Source organism: Paraburkholderia edwinii (assembly GCF_019428685.1).
In the GTDB taxonomy this organism is placed as follows: domain Bacteria; phylum Pseudomonadota; class Gammaproteobacteria; order Burkholderiales; family Burkholderiaceae; genus Paraburkholderia; species Paraburkholderia edwinii.
The window spans coordinates 336,082-362,137 of sequence record NZ_CP080096.1 but is presented as its reverse complement, the minus strand read 5'-3'; the positions used below and the strand labels follow the sequence as shown (position 1 = coordinate 362,137).

Sequence of the window (26,056 nt, the reverse complement as noted above, 5' to 3'; positions counted from 1 at the left end):
TATGGCAGACCCGCCGACATAGGCTGATGCGACTGCGTTAAGGCGAATCAGCGACGGGCATGGATAACCGTGCGGGCGATCGGCGTGAAGCACCAGCGTCCAGACCCTATAACGCCGCTTTATAGCGACGATGACTATAAGTCACTTCATTTTTATGCCGGATCCGATAACACTTGCCCTGTTCAGCTCACATCGCCACGGCGGGCAGAGCTGATATGGTTTGCCGGTTTGTTACCGGTTTGTTGCCGGTTTGTTGCCGATAGACAGGAGTGTTCGATGACCCGGCGCACGTCGATTGCGGTAATAGGAATGGGTGGTATCGGCGGCGTGGTGGCGAGTTGTCTCGAGTTGTCCGGGCGGCATCGCATCGTCGTATGCGCACGCCGCAGCGCCGGAGCAGTGTCGATCGAGCAACCTGAAGGGACGCATTGTTTGACACTTGATGTGGTGGCCGACTACGAGCAAGCCGATCATGTGGACTGGATCTTACTGTGTACGAAGGCACAGGACACGGCTTCCGCGTCTGCCTGGTTTGAGCGCCTGTGCGGACCCGGCACTTGCGTTGCCGTGTTGCAAAACGGCATAGAACATGAGCAGCGAGTCGCGCCTTATACCGGCAACCGTCCCGTCGTCCCGGCCGTTGTGTATTTCAACGGCAAGCGACGTTCAATCAGCGATTTCAGTTTCCGCCATGGCAGCGAAGTTGACATCGCCATTCCCGATATCGCGGCCGGTCGCGCCTTTGCAGAACTGTTCGATGGAACGTCGCTGAAGGTATCGCCGCGCGAGGATTTTCAGCAGCGGCTATGGACGAAGTTTTTGTTGAATGCCGTCGCGAATCCGATCACGGCCCTCACGAGACAACGCCTCGCGGTTTTTGGGCGAGACGATATCCTGAGCGTCGCATCGAAAATCATTCAGGAAGGTCTTGCCGTCGCGCGCGCAAGCGGCGTCGATCCCGGCGAAAAAGCCGAGTCACAGGTGCTGGAGCGGCTGCTCGCTTACCACCCCGATGAAGCGACATCGATGTATATCGATAACGTGAACGGACGCGTCATGGAGGTGAGTGCCCTAACGGGCGCTATCGTCGTGATGGGCGAGCGGCTCGGTGTTCCGACGCCCACGAACCGCGTACTGTTAGCGTTGCTGCAGGCGATAAGCGATGCATCACGCGATGCTTGCGCAACCGGATGATGTGAATATGACTTGCCGGGCAACGAAGCGGGTTGCAAGCTGTTTGCGATAAGGTGATACGCGTAGCAGTTCAACAACCTGACATCGCGACCCGGACACATGAAAACCGTTCCTGCAATCCAACCGTTTGGAGCCTGGAAGTCACCTGTTACGACCGACCTGATCGTCGGCGACACGATCCGTCTCGGACAGACCGCGATCACGCGCGACGCCATTTACTGGACCGAGGGCCGGCCGCAGGAACAGGGCCGCAACGCGCTCGTCCGCTATGCGGGCGGTGCCGCCTCCGACCTGCTCGCGCCTCCGGTCAGCGTGCGCTCTCAAGTGCACGAATACGGCGGCGGCGCATTTGCCGTTGGAAGCAACGCCCTGTACTTCAGCAGTGGGGCCGATCAACGCCTCTATACGCTCGACGCAACCGGCACGCCGCGCGCACTAACCAAAGACGCAAAGGAAACGGAAGGCCTTCGCTTTGCCGACATGATCGAAGACAGCCGCCATCGACGGCTGATTGCCGTATGCGAAGACCATCGCGGGAACGATCACGAACCGCTCAACTTCCTCGCCGCCATCGACCTCGACTCCGGCGTCCCCACGCGCATTGCCGACACGCACGACTTTTTTTCATCGCCGTGTCTGAGCCCTGATGGAAGCCGCCTTGCGTGGCTCGCGTGGAATCATCCGGACATGCCGTGGGACGCCACCGAACTGTGGCTTGCCGACATCGGCAGCGACGGACGCTTCGGGCCGCCGCGCCGCATCGCGGCGGGAATCACGGAATCGCTGTTTCAACCGGCGTGGTCGCCCACGGGGCAACTGCATGTCGTGTCCGACCGCAGCGGCTGGTGGAACCTCTATCGCATCGATGGCGACGAGATGGTCCCGCTGCACGCGATCGACGCGGAGTTCGGCAAGCCGCAGTGGCTATTCGGCATGACGACGTATGGCTTCGATGCCAAGGGGCGCATCCTGTGCATCTATGAGCAGGACACCGACTCGCGCCTTGCCATACTCGATCCGGCTGCGCAAAGCTTCGAGACGATCGACACGCCGTTCTGCATGATGCGCGATCTGCACGTGCACGACGACAAAGCGGTGTTGATCGCGGCCACGCCGGCATCGTCCGAAGCGGTCATCGAGTTCGACCTGACCGCCCGCACGCATCGCGTGCTGCGCAGCTCGAGCCGGATCGACGCGGACCCTGCCTATACGTCGATTGCGCAGCCGATCAGTTATCCCTCGGCAGGTGGCAGAACCGCGCACGCGCTGTACTATCCGCCGTTCAACGCGGACCATGCAGGCCCCGCCGATCAACGCCCGCCATTGCTCGTCATGGCGCACGGCGGCCCGACGAGCTCGTCCGACCGTTCGTTCAAGTGGGGCGTTCAATTCTGGACCAGCCGCGGCTTCGCGGTGGTGGACGTCAACTACAGCGGCAGCAGCGGCTACGGCCGCGCCTACCGGCAGCAGCTGAGCGGGCGCTGGGGCGTCGACGACGTGGACGACGCGGTCGCCGCGGCGGCTTATCTGGTCAAGCAGGGTTTCGTCGACGAAGACCGCCTCGCAGTACGAGGCGCCAGCGCAGGCGGCTATCTGACGCTTTGCGCGTTGACCTTCCACAATTGCTTCAAGGCCGGTGCAAGTCACTACGGCATTGGCGATCTGGAAGCGTTGCTGCGCGGAACCCATAAATTCGAATCGCACTACCTGTTCCGGCTGGTCGGCCCGTACCCGGAACAAAAGGCGCTGTATCACGAGCGCTCGCCGATCAATCATGCCGACCGCTTGTCCTGCGCGATGATTCTGTTCCAGGGAGGCAAAGATAAGGTCGTGCCGCCCGATCAGGCCGAAGCGATGTATCGCTCGGTGCGCGCGAAGGGTTTGCCCGTCGCATCGATTGTGTTCCCCGAGGAACAGCATGGTTTTCGCGTGGCCGACAATATCCGGCGCTGCCTCGAAGCCGAGTTGTACTTCTATGGAAAAATTTTTGGCTTCGAGATTGCCGATGCGGTTGAGCCGGTCGAGATCGACAACCTGTAGCGTTCAGATCGACGCCAGGTAATTGCCGTTAAGACAAAGTCAATTAGACAACGTCAAAAACCTGCCGGCGGAACGAAGCCGCCGAATTGAGCCTCGATCAATTCGGCCAGCTTGAGCGGCGTGCGATCTTCGAATGCCGGTCCGATGATCTGGACGCCGATTGGCAGGCTTTCCGGCGACAGGCCGATGGGAATGGAAGTTGCCGGCAGGCCAGGAAGCGTGGCGATGCCGGGCCAAACAATCTGGCTGCCGTAGGAATGGGGCTCGCCGTCGATCACAATCCGCCGTGCTTCTCTCGGCGAGTGATCGTGCGGGAACGCAGCCACGGGCGAGACGGGGCAGATCAGCGCATCGAACGTTTTGAAAAACGCACGCCATTGCGCGCGCAATTGTCCACGGGCATGGTTCGCGAAGATCCAGTCGCGATGGCTCAGCACCGCGCCGCGCACCTGTTCGGCGTCGAGGCCGGAGGCATCCACGGGCATCGCCGCCGCCTGCTTCTGAAGATTGGCATAGACGTCTGCGGGCCAACTCACGGACAGCAGGGACATCAGCATGCGCATGTAGAGCCGCGCGCTGTCGCTGAGATTGGGGAGCAGTTCGCTTGCGTGAGCGACCTGAACGCCGGCTTCGCCAAGTCGTTCGGCAAGCGATGCGATCGCGAGCCGCACGGCACCGTCGGTCGGCACAAGCGGATGCGTGTCGAGGACCAGCACACGGAAGTCGCTCAACTGCTCGTGTCGCGGAGCCGGCAGATCGAGCCTGTAGGCAATCCCCGCATCGATCTCGTCCGGTCCGGCCATGACGTCGAAAAGGAGCGCGAGGTCCGCGGCGCTACGCGCCATCGGCCCGACCACCGCGAGATCGACCGTATCGGGCAGCGGCGCGAGAGGCGGTGGGACATGTCCACGCGAAGGCACGACCCCGAACGTGGGCTTGTGGGCATAGACGCCGCAGAAATGCGCCGGCATCCGCAGCGATCCGCCGAGATCGGAACCGAGCGCGAGCGGTGCATAGCCTGCGGCAAGCGCCGCGGCCGACCCGCCGGACGAACCTCCGGGCGAGCGGCTCGCGTCGAAGGGATTGTTGGTCGTCCCGTAGATGTCGTTGTAGCTCTGCCAGTCGCTGAGGCCGAACGGAACATTCGTTTTGCCGAGCACAACGCCGCCGGCGGCCTTGACACGCGCGACCGGCAGGGCGTCCTCCGCCGGGACGAAATGCTTGTGCTGGGGAAAGCCCCACGTGGTCGCCAGACCGGCGATATTGAAGGATTCCTTGACGAGCAGCGGAATGCCCAGCAGGGGCCGTCGCTCGCCCTTCGCCAATGCGTGATCGGCGGCGCGCGCCGCATCGCGCGCGCGATCGAAGTCGCGCACGCAGACTGCATTCAGCTTCGCGTCGAGGCTTTCGATTCGGGCGATGGCCGCTTCGGCAAGTTCATAGGCCGAAATTTCTTTTGCTGCCAGCGCTGCCGACAGCTCCCGGACAGACTTGTATTTCCAGTCGAAGGTAGTCATGTGCGCAACCGCTCCCGATGCCAGGGTAATGCGGTTCCGCCAGACGCGCGCGGACGGCCGCTTTCGATTTCGCGGTCATGTTAACACCCTCGAAGATGCTTTAGAACTCCAGAAGTCTGCTCCTGACAGTCATGCCGATGCGCCGGCAAGTCACCCGCATTCAAGCGTCGCCGGGATCGAATGTCGTCCAGTCCGGTATTCCGCTAGTCCGCTGCGGGAAAATCAAGCGTCGTATCGTTGATCCGGTTAAACAGATTGGTAAAGACAATGGTGGCGACGGCCATCGCCACATCCACGATTTGCGGATCGGTGAACCCGGCCAGTTTGATCGCGGTTACCACCTCGGTTTGAACCGTGCCGCTCGTTGCGATCAGATGCAGCACGAACCTGGCCAATGCGTCATCGCGCGCGTCGCCCGATGGCCGTCCCTGCCGCAACGCCAGAATGGTTTCGCGATCCATGCCGATTTTTTTGCTCACCATCGTGTGTGCGGCGAGGCAATAGTCGCAGCCGGTCGTTTGGCTCACGACCAGTTTCACGACTTCAATATCCCGCGCGGTAAGGCTGCTCTTCTTGAGCGAGCCCTCGAGATTCAGTACGGCCTCGAGCGCGAGCGGGCTATTGCCGCCGATACCGATATAGGAATTCGGCACCCTACCGACAGAGGCTTTAACGCCTTTGAACAGTTCGGCCGCGCGGCCTGTGGCGTCTGACATTTCGATGGTCTTAAGGCGAGGCATGACGTGTTCCTTTGAGATTAAAAAAGATGAGTGAATAACGTGCGGCATGGCACGTGAAGCTTGTGACCACTGATTTAGTGGCCATGATTGAGTGACCCTGATCAGTCATCCCGCTGGGAGGGTCGCGCTTCGATTGAGCAAAAATGGGCGTGCAAGCAAAACCGTGCCGCTTAGCGCCGTGATGCCGAGCGCGACGGAGAGCACGAACCGCCAGTCGGCGTGCGGCATGATCTGCGGCAGAAGACCCACTGTCAGCGCAGGTGGAAAGTGCAGGCGTAATGCACGCAAGGTCAGAATGCCGACCAGCATCGAGATGACGACGGACAGCGGCCCCGCACCAAACGCTAAAAGCGCGGCGAGTCCCGCACCGGCGGTGATCGTGCAGACAAACGGCACAGCAAGATGACGCATCGGCCGTGGACGAACGTTCGCGTGAACGAACATCTCGAAAGCGATCACCACCAGTGGCGGAAACAGAATCAGCCGCAGACGCGTGATCGCAGCCAATCCGTACACCATGAGCAGAAAGGCAGTGAAAATAAAAAAGGATCGCCACATCCTGACCCAGGGCACGCGTGGCACGTCATTGGCTGGAACACCGGCGTTGGGCGCCGATGCCTGACGAACCTCGCCCGAAGTCACGAGACGGCCGTAAGGCCTGGAGGTCAGAGCCAGAGAGGCCATCACAGCGGCGATCGAAACCGGGTACCACCAGCTCGTGATACCGAACACGAGCGGCAAGAAAGCGGCCGAAATGGCCGGCACGATCGGCGAACGCATCCAGCCGACAATCAGTATTGCGCCGGCAATCGTCATGGCCACCGACATCAGGCCATACGGCATCGCTTGCGTGAATGCGGTGCCCATGGCCGCGGTGACCGCCGGCGTAATGGCCAGCATGACCGGCGAACTCGCCCACGCTCCGGTTGGCCGCTTCAATACGTCATAGCTCAGCGCGGCCAGTTCGGGAAAAAGGACGTAAATCACGCCAGTCAGAAGCGCGGCCTTCGCGACAATGGCAAGGAGGACAACGGAAAGGACGGGACCAACAATCAACGCGTCGAAGAACGTGCCGCGTCGGTCGCGGCGTAGGGAACTGCTCATCGGAAATAAACCCTGCCGGTTGCACAATCCGATGATAGGGATCTCCAACTTGTGCGAGTATTCCCCATATCTGCAAACCTGCCTGGCGTTAACGCACCGATGTTCGATTGGGAAAATATTCGCTACTTCCTCGCGATCGCGCGCATCGGAACGCTGTCGGGCGCCGCTCGAAGCCTTAAGGTGGACCACGCGACAGTGAGTCGGCGCCTGAGCGCACTGGAGAGTGAAATCGCGGCACGCCTGGTGGAGCGTCAGTCGAGGAGCTGCAAGCTCACGCCGATCGGTGAGCGTGTATTCGAAGTGGCGCAGCAAATGGAGGAGGGCGCGTACGCGGTCGAACGCCTGCTGGAGGCGAGCCGTTCGCCGCTCAGCGGCAAGGTCGCGCTAAGCGCGCCGCCCGTGCTCGTGGCAAATTTCCTGGTCAAGCATGTAGCCGACTTTCGTCGTGCAAATCCGGGCGTACAGCTGTCCGTGACGTGCGAGGCACGGCAGGTTTCCCTCAGCCGAAGGGAGGCCGATGTGCTTGTGAGACTGGCGCGGCCCGAGGAACCGACAAGCGTCGTGCGCAAGCTGGGGCGCGTGTCGTTTGGCCTGTACGCAAGCAAGGACTATCCGCATCTGCATAATCCGTCGGCGTGGGAGTTCATCGCTTATGACGCGGGCTTCGTCGGTGTGGCACAGCAGGAATGGTTGATGAGCGTGGCGGGGAAGCGGCCGATTGCCTGCGAAATCGGCGAGATCAACGGCCATCTGGTCGCGGCTCGGGCAGGCGCGGGCATAGCGGGACTGCCTGATTTTCTCGCGGAGGCCGATCCGCAGCTGCAGCGCGTCGCGTACGAAGGCGAGCCGTTTTCGCGCGATATCTGGATGGCCGTCCATCAGGACCTGCGCAGTGCGCCGCAAATACGCGCGGTCATGGACTTCCTCGTGAAAATCGTGGCCGAAAACCCGGCCTTTGCGGAAAACGGCTAGTCGGCAAGGCGTGGCGCAACCGCCGCTTACGCGCTGAGCTTGATCAGTGGTTCAGATATGCCACCACGAACGGGAACGGTAAATTGAAACGCGGCGCCATGCGGCATGATCGCGCTGACCCATATCCGTCCCCCGTGCGCTTCCACAATCGACCGGCAGATGGACAACCCCATGCCCATGCCCGCAGCCTTCGTGGTGTAAAACGCCTCGAAAAGGCGCTCGAGGTGTTCGGGAGCGATACCCGGTCCCGAATCGAGCACGGTGACAAGCACGCTGCCTGAGTCGTCCTCGCCGGTGCTGACCGTGACTTCCCGTCGACCCTGATCGACCGTGCTCGTCGCTTCGATGGCGTTGATGACGAGGTTCAGCATCACTTGCTGGAGCTGGACACGATCGCCTTCAACGAGCGGCAAGTCATCGGCAAGCTGCATCCGTACAGAGACGTCGTGCTTCACGGCCTCGCTGCGCGTCAGCGCGATGACCTCGCCAATCGCCTCATTGATTTGCAACCTCTCCCTGGACGGTGGAACGTTCTTGACGAGGCCCCGAATGCGCGTCGCGATCTCGCCGCCCCGCATCGCGCTCTCGATGATCCGGTTAAACGCCAGGCGGGCTTCCTCCAGATTCGGCGGCTTAGCGTTCAGCCAGCAGAGACCCGCTTCTGCGTTCGTGGCGTCCGCGGTCATCGGTTGCTTGATTTCATGGCAGATCGAGGCCGCGAGGTGCCCCATGGTCGTGACGCGATTCGCGTGCGCCAGCATCATCTGAACCTCGCGGTACCGCTGCTCGCTTTCGCGTGCTTCGGCTTCGGCGCGCTTGCGTTCGGTCAGATCGAGCACGAACGAAACGCCCTGATTCCCGCTTGCCTCCAGGCTGGCCGCGCCGATCAGCACCGGCACACGGCTGCCGTCCTTTCGGAAATACTCTTTCTCGAAGGGCTGCAATGTCCCCGTCGCGAGCAGCTGAGGCATCCGCTCCCGTCTGTCGCGCTCGAGCAATTCAGGCGGCGTCAATTCCGTCCAGCACAAACGCCCCGCGACGAGATCGTCACGGTCATAGCCGACGATACGGAGAAACGCGTCGTTCGCTTCGAAAATCCGGCCATCGAGATCAAAGATAAAGATGCCGACGATATTCGCGTCGACGAGGCGCCGGATCCTGGCTTCCCGTTCAGCGAGATCGCCGTACAGACGGGAGTTCTCCAGCGTGATGGCGGCTTGCGACGCCAGAAGCTTCAGTACCGCGATCCGGGCCGGTACGAACACCGATGGCGTCAGATTGTTCTCGAGATAGAGCACCCCGATAAGTTCGCCCTGGTTGATCAGCGGCAAGCTCAGCACGGAGCGGGCACGATGTTGCCTGATGTACGGATCGGCGCTGAACGGATCCTGATTCAACGCGTCATCGAGAATGACGCTTTCGCGGGTGCGCATGACATAGCGCAGCACCGCTTCCGGCAGCATTGCCGCTGTCACGGGTGCGTCGCTCACCTGTACCGCGACCGTGTCGCCGTCGACCAAGGCTTGCGCCTTGATGCGCGGCTCGCCGCTGCGGGCGAGGACCAGCAGACCGCGCACGGCGCCCGCCTGCTCGATCGCGGTTTGCATCAGCGTGTTGAGCAGCTTGTCCAGCATCATCTCGCCCGACACCGCACGCGAGACCTTGATCACCGTCGCCAGATCCAGTTGTTCCACGGAAGTCCCGATCGTGCTATCCGGACCGCCCGCCGCCGTTTCCACACGCAGATGCGGATATGCGCTGTCGAGTTGCCGGACTTTGCCGATGGCGCCCCAACAGACATAGCCATAACGCGCGGAACGCAAATAGGTATCCGCGAACTTGTCGAATCCGCGTGCCGCGTAAAAACGCGCGGCGAGCTCATACGCCAATGCTTCAGTGTGGACGAAGCCGCTTGCATGCGCGACACGGATCGCCTCTTCGTAATGATGCATAGCGTCGAGGTCGCGGCCTTCTATGCGCGCGATCTCCGCTGACACCAATGCGTGCTTGTCGCAAAACGTCACGGGGCAGGCGTCGGCCCAGTCTCGCAATTGCTCCGCGTGTCTGGCGAGGAGCGCGCGCCATTCGATCTGCCTGTCCGGCGCGGCGGTCTCGTAGACGGCCGCCACCGCAAGCGAGCTGTACAGGTAGTAGTCGAGCAACTGGATGTGCGCGTCGGAGGACCAGAGCAATTCCTTCGCCTTCTCGGCCGCGGCGATGGCAACCTCATAGTCGCCGGCGAGGAAGCGGGCCTGAAGTTTAAGAATCCAGTACCAGCAGCTCAACGCGCTCATGCGGTCTTCGGTAAGCCCCGCCTCAAACGCCGCTTCATCGAACACTTCGTCGCTGAAGGTGGAGAAGGTCGTTGTCTCTCCCCGCATGGCGCGAATAAATCGCTGCTGGCTCACGAGAATGTCGGCGACATCGCGGAATTTGCTCTTGCGGACAAAATCGAGGCCGCGCTCTGTTTCGTCCAATACCTCATCGAGCGGATCCCCACGCGTGAGCCGGTCGGTAACGGTGTGGTTGCAGCTATAGCAGGCCCGTGCGAGGTCGCCCGTCTCGATCGCGGCGCGAAACGCCTCACGGATGTAATCGAGGGCAGTCGAGACCGGCTCGCTCCAGAGCACGATCATCTCCATCGTTAAGCACATCTTCGCCTTATACGCGGCGAATCCGTGCTTCTCGACGAGATCGCAGGCAAGCTTTCCGAATCGATAACCGTCCGGATAGCGCCCGAAGTGCGGACCCAGCATCGTCCCGAACCCGGCATAGCTATGCGTCGCCGCACCACTCGAGCCATGCAGCAAAGTGAGGCTCACCATGCGGCAGGTGTGCAGGCGGTTCAGTTCGTCGTTGGTGAAAATCGCCGGCGCGGTCAGCGCCGACAGCACGCTCATGGCCGCCAGCATCTCGGGGTCGGTCATGAGCGGCAAGTCGACCAGGCTCTCGATCGACCGGCCATTGAGGTTCTTCCAGACTTCCTCGTATTCCGCCTGCACCTCTTCGGGAGTCGGATGTGACGGCATGTCGATGCCGAACAGACGCAGGCACTCGAGCGCGCAGCTGACCGCGCTCGCGTATTCCGACTTCATGACATCGAGATCGATCTTGAGTCGGCAAACCGACGCGTTATCGATTCTGGACGTGCTTTTGGCAAAAAGCCTCGAAATTAATCGTTCGGCCTCTTCGAATTTTCCATTGAGGAATTCACACTCGGCGCGCTCGAACCAGATGGCGAACGCCAGCTCATAACGGTCGTCCCATCGGTGCTCGCCAACCAGGGACATGGCAAAGGAAAGATATTTGCATGCCGAAGCATAGGCGGTCGATGCTTTGGCGCGCTTGCCCGCTATCAGGTTGAGCTCCGCCAGGTCTTCGCGCTCCTTGAGAGAGGTGATGAGCTCAAAGCCGAGATTGAGCTGATTGACGATTTCGAAGATCGCTTCTTCCCGCTTTTCCGCAGGTATTTTCGTTTCAAGCAACCGGCCTATCTGGAGATGCGTCCCGGCACGCGCGTTATCCGGGATCAGCGAATACGCGCTTTCCTGGACGCGATCGTGGAGGAACCGGTAAGACTCCTCCGAGCGGAACACGAGCCCGGCTCGAACCGCTTCCCAAAGCCGGGCGTGCATCTCCTCGTCGCCGTTCTCGAAGATCATGCTGAGCATGGCGAACGCTGCAGTGTTCCCGAGGCACGCGAATCGTTGTAACGCCGTTTGCGTCTGCGTGGGCAGGCGACCTAACTTGGCCACCATCAGGTCCACCACGTTGTCGGTGTAACCCTTGGTGTGGATCCTCTTCAGGTCCCACGACCAGCGCGCCTCGCCATGATCGAAGGTGAGCAGGCCCTCTTCGGCAAGCGAGGAAAGGAACTGGATTGCAAAAAACGGATTACCCGCGGTTTTCTCGTGCAGCAGTTGTGCCAGCGAAATGGAAGGGCCCGGATCGCAGTGAAGAGAATCGCGGATCAGTTGCTCCATGTCTTCACGCGTCAGGGGAGCAAGGACGATTTCCTGCACTTTCCCGCCAGCCTGGCGGATCGCTTCCAGCTTGCGCATCAACGGATGGGCAGGATTGACCTCGTTGTCGCGGTACGCGCCGATCAGCATCAGATGCTGCATGTCCGTCCGGCCCAGCAGATGTTCGAGCAGGTCGAGCGTGGCCGCGTCCAGCCACTGCAAATCGTCAAGGAATAGGGCAAGCGGGTGTTCCGGCCGGGCGAACACGGCGATAAACCGCCGAAACACCAGCTGGAATCGGCGCTGCGCGTCCTGTGGCGGAAGATCCGCGACGGGCGGCTGTTCTCCGATGATGAGCTTCAACTCCGGGATGAGGTCGACCACGAGCCTTCCGTTCGGACCCACCGCGTCGCGAAGCGCGCCGCGCCATCTGGCCAGTTCCGTTTCGCTCTTGCTCAGCAGCGGGCGTATCAGGCTCTGAAAAGCTTGCGCCAAAGTGGAGTAGGGGATGTCACGCTTGTATTGGTCGAATTTGCCCGATGCAAAAAGACCGCGCGGCGGCACGAGCGATTTGTGGAGTTCGTTGACGACAGACGATTTGCCGATTCCCGCGTATCCGGAGACGAGCACCAGTACCGGCCTCGTCCCGGCGACCACGCGATCGAACGAAGCGAGCAAGGTGCCGACCTCTTTCTCGCGCCCGTACAACTTCTCGGGAATCATGAGCCGGTCCGGCGTATCGCGTTCGCCGAGCGGAAATTCATCGATGATGTGTCTGGTTTGCCATTCGGTCAGACAGCGCCGCAAATCGCGCTCGACACCGGCCGCCGTCTGGTAGCGTTCCTCGGCGGTCTTTTCGAGGAGCTTCATGACGATGCTGGACACTTGACGCGGCACTGTTGCGAACCGCCAGTTCGGCGCTGCCGGCTTGCGCGCAATATGGCAGTGGACCCACTCCATCGGATCGGAGGCCGTGAAAGGGAGCTCGCCCGTGAGCATCTGGTAAAGGGTGACGCCCAGCGAGTAGAGGTCACTACGGGAGTCGATCGAGCGGTTCATCCGCCCGGTCTGCTCGGGCGCCATGTAGGCGAGGCTGCCCGCGATGGTTTCCGGCGGCTCGGGCGCCTGCCGTTCGCGCGCCAGTCGCGATGCAATACCGAAACCGGTCAGCCTGACCTCTCCGTTCGTGCAGTTCACGAAGATGTTCGCGGGCTTGATGTCCTTGTGGATGAGGCCGCGCTGGTGCATGCCGGTCAGCGCCGTGGCCATGCCGATGGCGAGGCGCAGGAAGGTTTCCAGCGCCATCGGCGCGCCGGACAGGCCGTCGAGCGGATGGCCGCCGGGATCTTCGAGCACCAGCATGGTCTGGCCGTATGCACGACGAAGCTCGAGTGGCCGCACTGCCCACGCACCATCGAGTTCATCCTTCAACCGGCATTCGTGAGCGAGACGATCGAGGGTTGCGGGCAACGGCTGCTCGACGGCGGGCGAAACCAGCAACACGGAAGTCCGCTGGCCAGCGTCATTCACACGCCAGCCGCGCCGCAGGACGCGTTCATTGTCCTGCTGCAGCGTTCGCCAGTGACGATCTCCATCCGCGTCGAGTTGAATCGACGTATTCATCTGTCGATTTCCTTCATCGGGCCATTGCCGGATTCAGGCGAAAAGAATGGATGTGCGAACACCCGCCAGGCGGCAATGATCAGTTTGCCACATGGACCGCGTCGCGGGGTTCAGTATGCGACGGCGGACAGCGGCACATGCCGCCTGGTTTGCGAGGCGGTTGGGTATGCCTGGGGTCGTCGCTGACGAGTGTGCAGGTGTCCTGCCCGTGACAGATCGATACGTTACATCCAGCTCGGCGCCCCGCTTTGACCGACGGGTTCCGCCGAGTGCAGAGAGAGCGATTCCCCCGCGCTGAGTCGGTCTTCCATCTTGATCAGCTCAGCGACTGAGGTGGCCTTCATCTTGCGCATCAGCTGCGCGCGATTGACCTTGACGGTAATTTCGCTGACCCCGAGTTCCCATGCGATCTGCTTGTTCAGCAAGCCGCGCGCGATCAGCGTCAGGATGGCCTTCTCGCGCGCGGTCAACGATGCGTAACGGCCGTTCAGCTCCCGCTGGACGCAATCGAGCCCACGGCGCGCCTCGTCGTACGCGAGCGCCGACACTACCGTATCGAGCAGCGTCTGCCCTCTGAATGGCTTAGGCAGGAAATCGTATGCGCCGGCCTTCATCGCATGCACGCTCATTATCACGTCGCTGTAGGCGGTAACAAAAATGATCGGAATCCGCACTTTGGCTTGCGCCAGGCGTGTTTGCGCCTCGAGGCCGCCCATGGTTGGCATTCGCACATCGAGTATCAGGCAGTTTGGGAAGCCGGGAGAGTCAGGCGGGAGCTTTTCAAGCTCGATGAGCAGGTCGTTTGCCTGGGAAAAAAGTTGCGTCCCGACGCCGATCGATTTCAACAACGACGCGATCGCTTCCCTTGTCTGCGAATCGTCATCGGCGATGAAAACCAACGATGACCGGGGTTTGGATTCGTTCCAATTCGACGTTTGCATCACCACGATATCTCCTTGAATCGCTGCGGATCAGTCAGTCAGCGTTTTCAGGAACAAGATTAATGCAAGGTATGCTACAGAGATACGACGTCCGAAATTTATACTTTTGCACGTTTTTGTAGGATATCGAACTGCACGCGAACGGATACGTCGCCCCACTCCAGCATCGACATTGTCGTCGATACCTACGTATCGCATCTATGTACTCCCGATATCGTGAATAACGGTCGCCGCGTTCTTAAAATCGAGAATCACGCTCCATGTTGGTTTTCGACTGGAGAGAGCAAATGATCAGTTTCACAACGCCCACGCGGCGTCGTGTACCTCGACTAAACGGAGACGCCATGCACCATGAGCTCATTCTCAACGACGGTCGTAGCATTCCCCAGCTTGGCCTGGGTGTCTGGCAGGCGAGCCCGCAGGATACGGTGACGGCTGTGCGCGAAGCGCTCCAGGCTGGCTACCGGCACATTGATACGGCTTCCATATACGGCAACGAAGAAGCGGTCGGCGCCGGGCTTCGCGAGAGCGGCGTGTCACGCGAGCTCGTCTTCGTGACGACGAAAATCTGGAATGACGCGCACGGGAAGGAGAACGTTCGGCCGGCATTTCAGAAAAGCCTTGAGCGACTGAAGCTGGACAACGTGGACCTGCTGCTCATTCATTGGCCGGTTCCTCGCCATGACCTGTTCGTCGAAACCTGGAAAGCCATGATCGAGCTGCGGCGTGAGGGATTGGCGCGCTCAATCGGCGTATCCAACTTTACATCGGCGCATTTGCGGCGCCTCATTGACGAGACAGGTGTCGCGCCTGTCATCAATCAGATCGAGCTGCATCCGTACCTGCAGCAACGCGAGATGCGGGAGACTCACAATCGGCTCGGCGTTCTCACCCAGGCATGGAGTCCATTGGCACAGAATCGCGCGCTTGCTAACGCCGAGATTGAGCGAATCGCCGCAAAGCACGGTAAGACGGCAGCGCAGGTTGTCATTCGCTGGCATCTTGATAACCGGTTCGTCGTTATCCCGAAGTCAGTCACGCCAAGCCGCATTCGAAGCAATCTCGATGTGTTCGATTTCGCGCTGGACGCTAGCGATATGGCATCCATCGCGACGTTGAATCGCGACGAGCGCCTCGGACCGAACCCGGAAACCTTTGGCGCGTAGCGATCGAACTTCCGGCGGCGCGGCTACGGCGTTTGCGCGCCGCCGCCGAGGTGCGTCAGCAGGCTTTGCATCGGCGCAGATAGCGTGTCCCATTGCTGGAAGCACAGGCAAAGCCGTCTGCGTGCCCAGCTATCGCTAATCGTTATAGTTTTGAACGGATATCCGCGTCGAAAGCGCTTCGCGACCTCCCTTGGAATGATCGCTACTCCCACTCCCTGCGACACCATCTGGCACGATCCCTCGAAGCTTTTCATACGGATACGGACTTTTAGCGTCTTGTGCAGATTGGCAGCCTGTTCGTCGATATGGTCCTGAAGCGCGCTCCCGGCTTCGAGGCCAATAAACTGTTCATCCGTGATATCGGCAAAGCAGACTGCCTTCGATTCCGCGAGTCGGTGCGCAACAGGAACGATCAGAACGAGATGGTCGCTCGCGACGGGCTGGATGGTGAGACCTGTGGGGTTGACCGCATCTGACACAACGCCCGCTTCGGCGAGGCCCGCGTTGATCAACTTAACAATCTCGGCACTCGTACGCTCTCTCAGATCGATATTCAGGCGCGGACGCTGAGCCAGCCACGGCGCGAGTCTCTGCGGCAGGAGACTCATCAACGCTGCCGTGTTCGCGTACAGCAGCAACGTCCCGCGTGCGCCGGTACCGAAGTCGCGCAGTTCTCCCTGCAACAGGCTGTGCTGTCGAAGTATCAGACGCGCATGGTGCGCTAATGCCTCTCCCGCCTCGGTGGTTACCACGCCCTTGCGGCTTCGTTCCAGCAGAGCGACACCGGCATCGGATTCGATGTTACTGATGCGCTCGCTTGCCGACGCCAATGCCAGATTGGCCTGTCGTGCCCCGGCTGTAATGCTGCCGGCTTCGACCACGCAAACGAACAGCTGCAGATCCGCAAGATCGAATCTCATTCGCTCATCCAGACAGTTTTCCTTCGGCAGATCCGAAGGAAGTATCGGAAAAACCGCATTGTGCCAGCTCCCTGCGGGAGATGTAATGCCTGCTATGTGAATACCCCGACCTTTTACGTTGTGCCTCTCTATGACGACCTTTGAATTGTTCTGCCTGCTCTTTGCCACGTTTCTCGGAGCCGGTGTGGTGAAAGGGGTGACCGGAATGGGCTTGCCCACGGTTGCCACGGGCGTACTCGGGGCTGTCATGTCGCCGCTGACGGCGGCGGCGATCCTCGTCGTTCCGTCGTTCGTCACCAACGTGTGGCAATTACTGGTTGGGCCGGACAAACTCCGCCTTATGCGGCGGCTGTGGGTCATGATGCTCTGCATTGTGATCAGTACCGTTCTGGGGACGCGACTGCTGGTCGTCGTCAATCCCGTCTGGTCGGCCCGTGCTTTAGGAATCGCGCTGATTGCCTATGCGGCCTATGCACTGCTTTCGCCGACGCTGTCCATTTCGAAACGGGCCGAGCCCTGGCTTTCACCCATCGTCGGCATTGCCAGTGGGGTGGTGACCGGCGCTACCGGCGTCTTCGTGATTCCGGCGGTGCCTTATTTGCAGTCGTTGGGTCTTCAGAAAGACGAACTGGTGCAAGCGCTCGGCCTTTCGTTCACCGTCTCCACGATTGCGCTCGCCGGTGGGCTCCTGACCCATGGCGCGTTCCGGCTCGACCAGGTCGGTCTGTCGCTGCTGGCTGTCGTTCCCTCTCTCGCCGGAATGTGGCTCGGCTCGATCGTGCGGCAGAAGATCAGCCCGACAACCTTCCGCCGCTGCTTTCTCCTCTTTCTCGTGGTCCTGGGCCTCGAACTGACGCTGCATCCGTTTTCCTGAGTCGTAACCGCCTATTGAAGGGTTTCATCATGAGCCGTATCGCTATTCCCGACATCACGTCCGCCACCGGCGCCACTGCCGATATCTACGCGCGGGTGAAGAAGATTTCCGGTGGCCGCGTGCCCAATACATACGCCGCGTTGGGCTATCTTTTACCGGCGTCTCTGGCCGCGGTGCTCGACGCGCAAGGCACATTGAACTCGGGCGGCCTGAGCCGGCAAGAGCACGAAACGATCAAGCTGTTAGTCAGTGAGAAGACCGGTTGCGATGTGTGCGTGGCCGCGCACAGCTTCGTGGGCAAACTGGTGGGCCTGCCGGTCGAAGCGCTGCGCGCCATTCGCGCGGGGCGGCCTTCGGGTGACGCCAGGCGTGATGCGCTGGTGCGCTTCGTGTCCCACTTGCATACCACGAGCGGCACGATCAGCGAGGAGGAGTTCAAGGCCATCCGTGCGGCAGGCTACACCGACGCGCAACTGGCGGAGATCTCGCTGACCATGGCGCTTGGCATCTTCACCAATACCTTCAACCGTATCAACGGCACTGAAGTCGACTTTCCGCCTGTCGAGTAAGCGCGCGAACCGCGGCGCGCGCCTGGACACTCCCGCAATCCTGTCCTGGAGACATGCCATGCCTCACTACACCTCACTGTTAGCCTTCGGCCTCGTCGCACTGGGTATCGCGCTTACGCCGGGCCCGAACATGATCTACCTGGTGTCACGGTCGATCTGCCAGGGCCGCACCGCGGGGCTCATTTCGCTGGGTGGGGTCGCGCTCGGATTCATCGTCTATATGGTGTGTGCGGCATTTGGCATCACCGCGCTGCTGCTCACGGTGCCGTTCGCATACGACGCTTTGCGCTTCGGCGGTGCGCTCTATCTGCTGTGGCTTGCGTGGCAAGCGGTGAAGCCGGGCGGACGCTCGCCATTCCAGGTTCGCGACCTGCCCGTCGACAACACGCGCAAGCTGTTCATGATGGGCTTCGTCACGAATCTGCTGAATCCGAAAATTGCAGTGCTTTATCTTTCGCTGTTGCCGCAGTTCATCGATCCGCAGCACGGTAGCGTGCTGGGGCAGTCGCTCTCACTCGGCTTCGTACAGATTGGCGTGAGTATCACCGTGAACGCGTTAATCGCGACAACGGCGGGTTCGATCGCCGGGTTTCTCGCGCGCCGGCCCAGGTGGTTGGCGATGCAGCGCTGGATGATGGGAACGGTATTGACGGGCCTGGCCGTTCGGATGGCGATGGAGGCCCGCCGGTAGCGGATATGCGCACAGGTGCGCGCCGCTGCCCGATGTGCGAACCTGGTTTAACAGCCGGCAAACCTACGCTATGAACTTTCAGACGTTGCCACGCCGGATGGTCAACCAGGTATCGCGAGAAAAATTCACTAAATCGCCCCTCTGGTCATGCCCGAAAACAGGCGTCATTCCGCCGAACGATCAGTTCGATTCAGGGATACGAGCAATGACCTTGATTTCGAAGGCGAAACCGGAGAGATAGGTTACGCCGACCGCAGTCCAGTTGGGAAGGGGGCCGCTGCCGAACGCCCGCTTGCGAATGGGCTGGACGGTCTCGAACTGCGCTTGCAGGTCGGTATGGAACGTGGTCACGTCGACGACATCGTCGAGCGTACAACCCGCGGCCTTGAGAACCGAGGCGAGATTGTCGAAGGCAAGCTGAACCTGTTTGGTGAAATCAGGTTCGGGTGAGCCGTCCTCAAGGCTGCCGACCTGCCCTGACACGAACAGCAATTCGCCTGCGCGGATAGCCGCCGAATAGCTGTGGGTCTCGTAAAGCGCTTGCCCGGTGTTCGGGGAAATGACTTGTCTGCTGGTCATGGTCGATGCTCCGGCTTTCGATCTGTTCGCTCCTGTTAAGAGCTAACGTGGGGTTGGAAGGTCACTCAATTCTAGGATCACGACATCTGTTGTCCACGGCGTTTGCGTACATGGTTGCTATACCTCGGTATGGACCCGCTCCCGTCCCTCATTTCGCCCGTGCCTTGCTATTGCGAAAAGAATATTTAATAAAACCGCCTTTACTTATGCGGCGCAAGTAAATTCTATTTGAATAGAAATTTCATTCGTATTTCGTTGAAATGCGCAGCCGGATTGCTTTATAGATATCTATTTCGCAAGCGCCGATTTTACGCGTCTTAATTCACATTTGTTCACAATGAACTGCGCGCCGCTATTTACACTAATACAGGCCGGTTCCATTGACACGGGCAGGCTCTAATACCGGCTGGGATTTCGAACCTATCGCTATTGATACATCGGGCATTGACGACCAGAAACATTTACATAGTGAGGCACATTTTGGGTAACGCTCTCAAATATGGTAATACGGTTGCGCTCTGCAACGGCCAGGACAATTTCTCGGGCTATTTTCTGTCGCTTATCTGGAAGGGGATTCAAAATCCCGAAAAGGCCGACAAGCTCTGGACCGAAGTGGCGCAACCCGGTAAGAATTTTCCGTCGGACTACGTTTGGAAAATCGTCCCTGCCGCAGGGTCGGCCAAGAAGATCGGCGACCCCGTCGCAAACTTCGAAGAGGTATGCATCACCGTGCAGGACGACGCCGGTGCAACGCGTTACCTGGCGATTAATAACGTGGACAACACCTACGTGATGGCGAGCGACAGCTCCGTCGCAGCCAATCTTAGAACGTGGGTGATCTCCGGTACGACTGCAGTCGGCGCAAATAATCAGTCGTCCGGTGAGCTCAAGGACGCGTTGGAGTACGGGATGTTCATCAATCTGCTCAACAAATCGCAGGAGCGGACCGTCAACGCGCACAACGAGGCGAATCAGACAGATGCGTTCAAGCATGTTCTTCGCACCGCTCCGGTCGGTCAGGCGCAGGACATCACCGGATGGTGGCGGGTTGATCAATCGGTCACGGATAAAGGCGACACCGACAACAACGACGACGGCACCTACAATCTGCCGCCCAACATCCGCTTTGCCGTTACGGCAATCGCCAATTCCGCTGCCGAGCAGACCATCCAGATCTACGTCGACGACAAAATGGTCGCGCAATGGAGGGACTGGAGCACGGAGAGCAAGAACACGCAGACGCAGGTTCTGCCGTCCGGGCGCGGCAAGGTCCAGGTGAAAGTGTTGGCCAACGGCAAACCATCGCTGATCGACGGGCGGCATGTCGGGATGGCCGGCAAGACGAACTTCTTCCTCGTTGCGACGGAAGACGGCACGGACAACGACTATAACGATTGCCTCGTGGTCATCAACTGGCCGCTTGGTTGAGGTTCTGTCGTTGAACTCGCGTCGCCCACGCGGCGAACTCGCGTCATTCACGCGTCGAGATGCACGCGCGTGAAGTCGTGACCTTGCGACAGGTCGTTGCGCGGCGGGCTTGAACCCGCCGCGCAACGATGATGGGTGGCAGACGAGGCGCCCGCTGCGAGTCCGCCGACGTGTGCGACATAGTCGTCCGCGCTGCGGCTTAGCTGATCCGCGGGGATCACCCGATTCGCGCCTTGCAACGTGAAGACGGGCACGTAACGCGCGCCCACAAAGCGTATGGTTTGTTCCATCGGACGAAGCAATTCAGCCAGCGTATGTCCGAGGCGTCCATTTCGCTGATACGCAGACTCTGGGCTACCGGTCGATACGATCAGACCCATTTCCTTGCGCGCCAGCCGGTCGCCGCGCGGTCCGTATGCCCAGCCATAAGCGAGGACGTCGTCGAGCCATTTCTTCAACAATGGCGGCACGCTGTACCAGTACAGCGGGAATTGTAGAAAGATCCGCTCGTGGCTTTCGAGGAGCGCCTGTTCCGCAGCGACATCGACAGTCCAGTCCGGATACAACTGATAAATATCCCGAAGCGTGACGGGAAGCGCCGCTTCCTCCAGCCGCGTTCGCCATGCTGCGTTGACCTGCGACTCGCCAGGGTTCGGGTGAGCGAGAATAACCAGTGTCTTGTTGCTCATGATTGGACCCGCCTCCGCGCGGGGTAGATCGATTTCGTTGCGGCCATTCTTGCCTGTTGCACGGAGTCCGCCAATTCCGCAAACACGCGGACGCCAACTGCAGCGATGCACATGGCCGCGCGAGAATGTGGGGATCGATCAGGGTTCCTTCTGATATCGTCGTAAGTCCATCGCCCATCAAGAGCGGGAAGGAGAGCTTCCATGTTTGACTGGGAGGACTTACGCTATTTCGTGGCGTTCAGTCAGGAGCAATCGCTCGCGAAAGCGGCGCGGCAATTGAAGGTCGATCATGCAACTGTCGCCCGAAGAATTGCGTCGCTCGAACAGGCGCTGGAACTGAAGCTGGTCGACCGCCGCCCGCGCGCCTATGTGCTGACCGCAGATGGCGAACGCATCGCTGAACGCGGCAAGCGCATGCAGGAAGAGTCGTTTGCCGTCGAGCGGATGTCGATCGGCGGTCAGGAAGTCGTATCGGGCGAAGTCGTGGTCAGCGCGCCGCCGTCGATGGCACATTGCGTGATTGCGCCGCATCTGGGCAAGTTGCGGGCGCTGCACCCCGCGGTGCGCGTGAAATTGATCGCGGAAACGCGCAACGTATCGCTGATCAGACGCGAAGCCGATATCGCCGTTCGCCTGAGCCGACCGGTCGAAGCCGATCTGGTCGCGCGCAAGATTGCGGTGATTCCGTTTGCGCTCTACGCATCGTCCGACTATCTGGCGTCCCACGTTTCGGAAGACTATGAGTTCATCGGGTACGACGACAGCATGGACGGGTCCGCGCAACAGATCTGGCTGGACGCCCAGGCGAATTCACGCCCCGTGGTGCTGCGCAGCAACAGCCTGGACGTACAGGCGTCCGCCGCACGGTCAGGCGTCGGCGTAGCAGTCTTGCCGTACTTTCTTGGGGACTGGGACGAGAGTCTAAATGTCGTCGCAGAGACAGGCGAGCCTTTGACGCGCGAAGTCTGGCTCTCCATCCACAACGATCTGCGGCATGCGCCTGCAATCCGCAGTGTCATGCAGTTCATTGCTGGTTGTTTTCCCGGTAGCAGCTAATGTGAACAACGTGACGATTTCGACGCATATCGAATTCGCACGATCGCATCGATTGCGATGCAAGGAGACAATGATGGACTACGTAAAGTTCGGCTCGACAGGGCTCGAAGTATCCCGCCTGTGCCTTGGATGCATGACCTACGGCGATCCCGGTCGCGGCGCGCATCCATGGACCCTCGGTGAAGAAGCCAGCCGCCCGCTCATCCAGCAGGCGGTGGAAGCGGGCATCAATTTCTTTGACACGGCGAATTACTACTCCGACGGGACGTCCGAGGAGATTGTGGGGCGTGCGCTGCGGGACTTCACGAAACGCGACGACGTTGTGATTGCAACAAAAGTGTTTTACCGGATGCGCGCTGCCGCAAATGGCGCCGGCCTGTCGCGCAAGGCGATTTTCAATGAAATCGACAACAGCCTGAGGCGCCTCGGCACCGACTATGTGGACCTGTACCAGATCCATCGCTGGGACTATGGCACGCCGATCGAAGAAACGCTCGAGGCATTGCACGATGTCGTCAAGGCGGGCAAGGCCCGTTACATCGGTGCTTCATCCATGTACGCGTGGCAATTCAGCAAGGCGCTCTATACGTCACGGCTCAATGGTTGGACCGAATTCGTGAGCATGCAGAACCACCTGAATCTGTTGTATCGGGAGGAAGAGCGCGAAATGCTGCCGCTTTGCGACGATCAGGGCGTGGCGGTCATTCCGTGGAGTCCGCTTGCTCGCGGCCGCCTCACGCGCGACTGGAACGAAAGTTCCGAGCGTCAGGAAACAGATGCTTTCGGTAGCGGCCTTTACGAAGCATCGCTCGATGCCGATAAAAGAATCGTGGACGCGGTCGCGCAAGTCGCGAAGAACCGCGGTGTCCCGCGCGCACAGGTAGCACTGGCCTGGGTCGCACAGAAAGCGGAAGTCACCGCGCCGATCGTCGGTGCATCGAAGCCGCATCATCTGAGCGACGCGATTAACGCGCTCTCGCTGACCCTTGCGGACGACGAAGTCGCCGCGCTCGAGGCCCCTTATCTGCCGCATCAACTCGCCGGATTCGAGTGACGGAATCGGCTCCGGCGACACGGCGGCCGCGTGCTGTGCATTTTTTCCTGGACGACCCGCAGATTTCAGGAATTGGTGGATAGAAGACCGGTGGCAATAATGCTTTCAACGAACAACGGGAAGCAACAGGCAGATCGCCGATCCGCCGCTTCGTCGTTGAACGGCTTTTCTTCTATCTACGGAGCACGATATGGAACAGTTCAAGATGCGCATCGGCAGCGAGTGGCGCGGTGCAAGCGATGGCCGCACGTTCGAAAGTCTTAACCCCTACAACGGCGAGATCTGGGCTGAGGTTCCGCGCGGCACGGCCGAAGACGTCGACGCGGCGGTGCGCGCCGCTCACGCTGCATTCACGAGCGGGCCGTGGGCGACCATGACCGCAAGCCAGCGCGGAATGGTGCTTCACAGAATTGGCGATGCGATTGCGGCTCACGCCGAAGAGCTCGCCGATATGGAAGTGAAGGACAACGGCAAGCTCAAGGCGGAAATGGTCAAACAGATGCAATACCTGCCGCAGTGGTTCTACTACTTCGGCGGCCTTTCCGACAAGATTCAGGGCGATGTCACGCCGTTCGACAAACCGGGCATTTTTCACTACACGACGTTCGAGCCGCTCGGCGTCGTCGCAACGATCGCGCCGTGGAATTCTCCGCTGCTGCTCGCCGTGTGGAAAATTGCCCCGGCGCTTGCGGCAGGTAACACGGTCGTCATCAAGCCATCGGAGTTCTCGTCGGCGTCTTCGATTCTCTTTGCGAAACTGTGCGAAGAAGCCGGCGTGCCCGACGGTGTAGTCAACGTCGTGACGGGCTTTGGAAAAGAAGTCGGCGAACCGCTCGTGAGTCATCCGCTTGTCGCTCGCGTCGCCTTCACGGGCAGCGAAACGGGCGGACGCCATGTCTACGAGAATGCGGCCCGCTCGTTCAAGCGCGTTTCGCTGGAACTGGGCGGAAAATCGGCCAACATCGTATTCGAGGATGCGAACCTCGACGATGCGGTGAAAGGGGCGGTCACAGCAATATTCTCGGCAACAGGTCAAAGCTGCATGGCCGGATCGCGCCTGCTCGTGCATCGAGTATTCACGACGAATTCGTCGAACGTCTGGTGAAGTTTATGAAGGACGTGCGGCTTGGCGACCCGATGCACGCGGATACGAACATGGGTCCTGTCTCGACTCAGCCGCAACTCGAAAAAACGCTGTACTACATCGATGTCGCGAAGCAGGAAGGCGCACGCCTCGTGTTGGGCGGCGCGCGCTCGACGCGTCCCGGCACAGAGAATGGTCTCTTTGTCGAACCGACCGTCTTCGTCGACGTGCGCAACGATATGCGCATCGCTCAGGAGGAAGTGTTCGGACCGGTCGTCGCCGTCATCAAATTCGATACGGAAGACGAAGCGATCGCCATTGCCAACGACAGTAACTATGGGCTCGCGGCCGGCGTCTGGACGCAAGACCTGCGTCGCGCGATGACGGTGCCGAAGCGGCTGCAGGCCGGCAGCGTGTGGGTCAATGCCTATCGTCTCGTGAGCTATCTGGCGCCGTTTGGCGGCGTCAAGGCGTCCGGTATCGGCCGTGAGAACGGCATTCGCGCCGTGTATGAGTACCTCGAAGCCAAAAGTGTCTTTATCAATCCGACGCCGGGTGTAGAAAATCCGTTTGTGCTGAGCTAGCGGGCGCACGCGACTAAGGCGATCGTTGTCGCGGTGACGCGACGACGATCGTTCGTTCATTCATTCATCCGAATCCGTCACGTGTCACGCTTATGAAGCGTTCGCCGCATCAACGAATACAGCGCAAACAGCAACGCCAATGCAGTCGTCGCACCGGCAGCTTCAAACGCGGCGGCAATTCCCTTCAGATCGACCAGATACCCCCCGACGTAGGAACCTGACGCAACCGCAAATTGGGCCATGCAAACAATCAGCGCGGCGCTCTTTTCGAAATCGGCAGGCGCCGTTTCATACATCCATATCTGCTGCGAGACCGGCCATGCGCCCCATGCCAGTCCCCAGAACGTCGCACATACCACTGCGCCCACTGGCGAAGTGCCGAAGACAGGCGCGACGCTGACCGATCCGCCAAGCGTCACGATCGTGACGATCAGCGTCCATTTCAAACTCACCCTCGTTATCCGCTCCGCCACGAAGTTGCTGAACGCGCCGACGATTCCATACGCGAGCAATGCAGTGGTGAGAAGTGCGCCAGACATGTTCGGAGCCGAATTCAGATACGGTTCCAGAAACGTGTAGCCGACAAACTGGCCGCCGTACACGAGTGCCGAGCCCGTCAGCATGATCTGCATGTCGCGGCGTTTCAGCACGGCTGCGAGGTCTCGCAGGCCGACCGGTCTCTCGACCGGTAGCGGACGCACGAATCTCAGCTGGGCAGTCAGTGCGGCGAAACCCGCGAGCGCAACGCATAGGAACACCGCGCGCCAGCCGAGAAGCCGTGCACCGATTGACCCTACGGGCGCACCGAGCACGGTACCGAAGGCAATGCCTGCGGAGAGTATCGCGAGCGCCTTGCCGGCATCGGCTTCGCGCACGAGTCTGCGCACAGCGGACATCGAAAACGTCCAGAATCCTCCCACGGCCAGACCGAAGAGTAGCCGGCCGGCCAGCAGCATACGAAACTGCTGTGCACAGGCGCAGACCACAACCGAGACGATCATCGCCAGCGTCAGCGCCTGGAGCATTCGGCGTCTGTCGACGTCGCGTGCAAACACGATTAAAAGCGGGCCCGCCAGCGCGGCCATGAGTCCCGGCATCGTGACGACTAACCCCGCCTCGCCTATGGAAACACCCAACGAACCGGCAATCGCTTCAAGCATGCCGATCGGCGCGACCTCGGTGGTCACGAGCACGAAAGCGGCGGTCGCAACGCTGATAACCGCAAGCCAGTCTCGGGTGGTGGTCGCGGTGGTTCCTTTTTGCATACGC

Annotated in this window: 19 protein-coding genes and 1 pseudogene; 11 read left to right on the top strand and 9 right to left on the bottom strand. The window is 60.3% G+C overall.

The genetic code is table 11. From position 1 onward, the window contains the following. Window positions 1-69 precede the first annotated feature (69 nt). Entirely contained in the window at window positions 70-1,194 is a 1,125-nt protein-coding gene (locus KZJ38_RS23430; protein WP_219802080.1) for a 2-dehydropantoate 2-reductase, read from the top strand. A 99-nt stretch (window positions 1,195-1,293) separates the two neighbouring features. After that, window positions 1,294-3,234, top strand: a complete 1,941-nt coding sequence (locus KZJ38_RS23425) for a S9 family peptidase (RefSeq protein WP_219802079.1) — start codon at window positions 1,294-1,296, stop codon at window positions 3,232-3,234. 53 nt (window positions 3,235-3,287) lie between these two features. Here KZJ38_RS23425 and KZJ38_RS23420 read toward each other — a convergent pair whose 3' ends face one another. The 3 genes from KZJ38_RS23420 to KZJ38_RS23410 all read right to left on the bottom strand — a co-directional run bounded on the left by KZJ38_RS23420 (window position 3,288) and on the right by KZJ38_RS23410 (window position 6,784). After that, window positions 3,288-4,751, bottom strand: coding sequence for an amidase (locus tag KZJ38_RS23420; protein ID WP_219802078.1), 1,464 nt, complete (start codon window positions 4,749-4,751; stop codon window positions 3,288-3,290). A 203-nt stretch (window positions 4,752-4,954) separates the two neighbouring features. Then, window positions 4,955-5,491: a carboxymuconolactone decarboxylase family protein gene (locus tag KZJ38_RS23415; RefSeq protein ID WP_219803582.1), complete on the bottom strand. Its 537-nt coding sequence runs from the start codon at window positions 5,489-5,491 to the stop codon at window positions 4,955-4,957. A 105-nt stretch (window positions 5,492-5,596) separates the two neighbouring features. Beyond that, complete coding sequence (locus tag KZJ38_RS23410) at window positions 5,597-6,784, bottom strand: HPP family protein (RefSeq protein WP_246641963.1); 1,188 nt, start codon at window positions 6,782-6,784, stop codon at window positions 5,597-5,599. Between KZJ38_RS23410 and KZJ38_RS23405 the strand changes: the two genes are divergently transcribed. Beyond that, a complete protein-coding gene (locus KZJ38_RS23405) occupies window positions 6,695-7,567 on the top strand; it encodes a LysR family transcriptional regulator (protein WP_219802077.1) in 873 nt (290 codons plus the stop codon). The two genes, KZJ38_RS23410 and KZJ38_RS23405, sit on opposite strands and share 90 nt — an antisense overlap. 26 nt (window positions 7,568-7,593) lie before the next feature. Here the strand turns inward: KZJ38_RS23405 and KZJ38_RS23400 are convergent, their stop codons facing one another. Beyond that, on the bottom strand, window positions 7,594-13,152 hold the full coding sequence (locus KZJ38_RS23400) for a trifunctional serine/threonine-protein kinase/ATP-binding protein/sensor histidine kinase (RefSeq protein ID WP_219802076.1): 5,559 nt from the start codon (window positions 13,150-13,152) through the stop codon (window positions 7,594-7,596). Between the two features lie 224 nt (window positions 13,153-13,376). Further along, window positions 13,377-14,093 carry a response regulator transcription factor gene (locus tag KZJ38_RS23395; RefSeq protein ID WP_219803580.1) on the bottom strand — a complete coding sequence of 239 codons (717 nt, stop codon included), beginning with the start codon at window positions 14,091-14,093 and terminating at the stop codon, window positions 13,377-13,379. 344 nt (window positions 14,094-14,437) lie between these two features. On the opposite strand from KZJ38_RS23395, the gene KZJ38_RS23390 reads away from it, so the two are divergent. After that, the gene (locus KZJ38_RS23390) at window positions 14,438-15,259 is read left to right on the top strand and encodes an aldo/keto reductase (RefSeq protein WP_219802075.1); all 822 of its coding nucleotides are present in this window, start codon (window positions 14,438-14,440) and stop codon (window positions 15,257-15,259) included. A 23-nt stretch (window positions 15,260-15,282) separates the two neighbouring features. On the opposite strand, the gene KZJ38_RS23385 is transcribed toward KZJ38_RS23390, so the two are convergent. Continuing rightward, window positions 15,283-16,407: a LysR family transcriptional regulator gene (locus KZJ38_RS23385; protein ID WP_246641962.1), complete on the bottom strand. Its 1,125-nt coding sequence runs from the start codon at window positions 16,405-16,407 to the stop codon at window positions 15,283-15,285. Here KZJ38_RS23385 and KZJ38_RS23380 point away from each other — a divergent pair. The 3 genes from KZJ38_RS23380 to KZJ38_RS23370 are packed head-to-tail and all read left to right on the top strand — an operon-like array spanning window position 16,310 to window position 18,313. Then, the gene (locus KZJ38_RS23380) at window positions 16,310-17,053 is read left to right on the top strand and encodes a sulfite exporter TauE/SafE family protein (protein ID WP_219802074.1); all 744 of its coding nucleotides are present in this window, start codon (window positions 16,310-16,312) and stop codon (window positions 17,051-17,053) included. The genes KZJ38_RS23385 and KZJ38_RS23380 overlap by 98 nt on opposite strands. 29 nt (window positions 17,054-17,082) lie before the next feature. Then, window positions 17,083-17,622: a carboxymuconolactone decarboxylase family protein gene (locus KZJ38_RS23375; RefSeq protein WP_219803578.1), complete on the top strand. Its 540-nt coding sequence runs from the start codon at window positions 17,083-17,085 to the stop codon at window positions 17,620-17,622. A gap of 58 nt (window positions 17,623-17,680) precedes the next feature. Next, window positions 17,681-18,313: a LysE family translocator gene (locus KZJ38_RS23370; protein WP_219802073.1), complete on the top strand. Its 633-nt coding sequence runs from the start codon at window positions 17,681-17,683 to the stop codon at window positions 18,311-18,313. Window positions 18,314-18,493: 180 nt separating this feature from the next. Here the strand turns inward: KZJ38_RS23370 and KZJ38_RS23365 are convergent, their stop codons facing one another. Next, window positions 18,494-18,892: a RidA family protein gene (locus tag KZJ38_RS23365; protein ID WP_219802072.1), complete on the bottom strand. Its 399-nt coding sequence runs from the start codon at window positions 18,890-18,892 to the stop codon at window positions 18,494-18,496. Window positions 18,893-19,372: 480 nt separating this feature from the next. Between KZJ38_RS23365 and KZJ38_RS36710 the strand changes: the two genes are divergently transcribed. Next, complete coding sequence (locus KZJ38_RS36710; protein ID WP_246641961.1) at window positions 19,373-20,320, top strand: fucose-binding lectin II; 948 nt, start codon at window positions 19,373-19,375, stop codon at window positions 20,318-20,320. A 47-nt stretch (window positions 20,321-20,367) separates the two neighbouring features. On the opposite strand, the gene KZJ38_RS23355 is transcribed toward KZJ38_RS36710, so the two are convergent. Continuing rightward, window positions 20,368-21,009 (bottom strand): NAD(P)H-dependent oxidoreductase, encoded by a 642-nt coding sequence (locus KZJ38_RS23355; protein WP_219802071.1) that lies wholly within the window; start codon window positions 21,007-21,009, stop codon window positions 20,368-20,370. Window positions 21,010-21,210: 201 nt separating this feature from the next. On the opposite strand from KZJ38_RS23355, the gene KZJ38_RS23350 reads away from it, so the two are divergent. From KZJ38_RS23350 to KZJ38_RS23340, 3 genes and pseudogenes are all read left to right on the top strand, one after another. Next, a complete protein-coding gene (locus KZJ38_RS23350; RefSeq protein ID WP_219802070.1) occupies window positions 21,211-22,065 on the top strand; it encodes a LysR family transcriptional regulator in 855 nt (284 codons plus the stop codon). Window positions 22,066-22,138: 73 nt separating this feature from the next. Beyond that, a complete protein-coding gene (locus tag KZJ38_RS23345) occupies window positions 22,139-23,119 on the top strand; it encodes an aldo/keto reductase (RefSeq protein ID WP_219803576.1) in 981 nt (326 codons plus the stop codon). Window positions 23,120-23,309: 190 nt separating this feature from the next. Further along, a pseudogene (locus KZJ38_RS23340) lies at window positions 23,310-24,787 on the top strand (aldehyde dehydrogenase). A gap of 77 nt (window positions 24,788-24,864) precedes the next feature. Here KZJ38_RS23340 and KZJ38_RS23335 read toward each other — a convergent pair. Continuing rightward, a complete protein-coding gene (locus KZJ38_RS23335) occupies window positions 24,865-26,052 on the bottom strand; it encodes an MFS transporter (protein WP_219802069.1) in 1,188 nt (395 codons plus the stop codon). Between the last annotated feature and the right edge of the window lie 4 nt (window positions 26,053-26,056).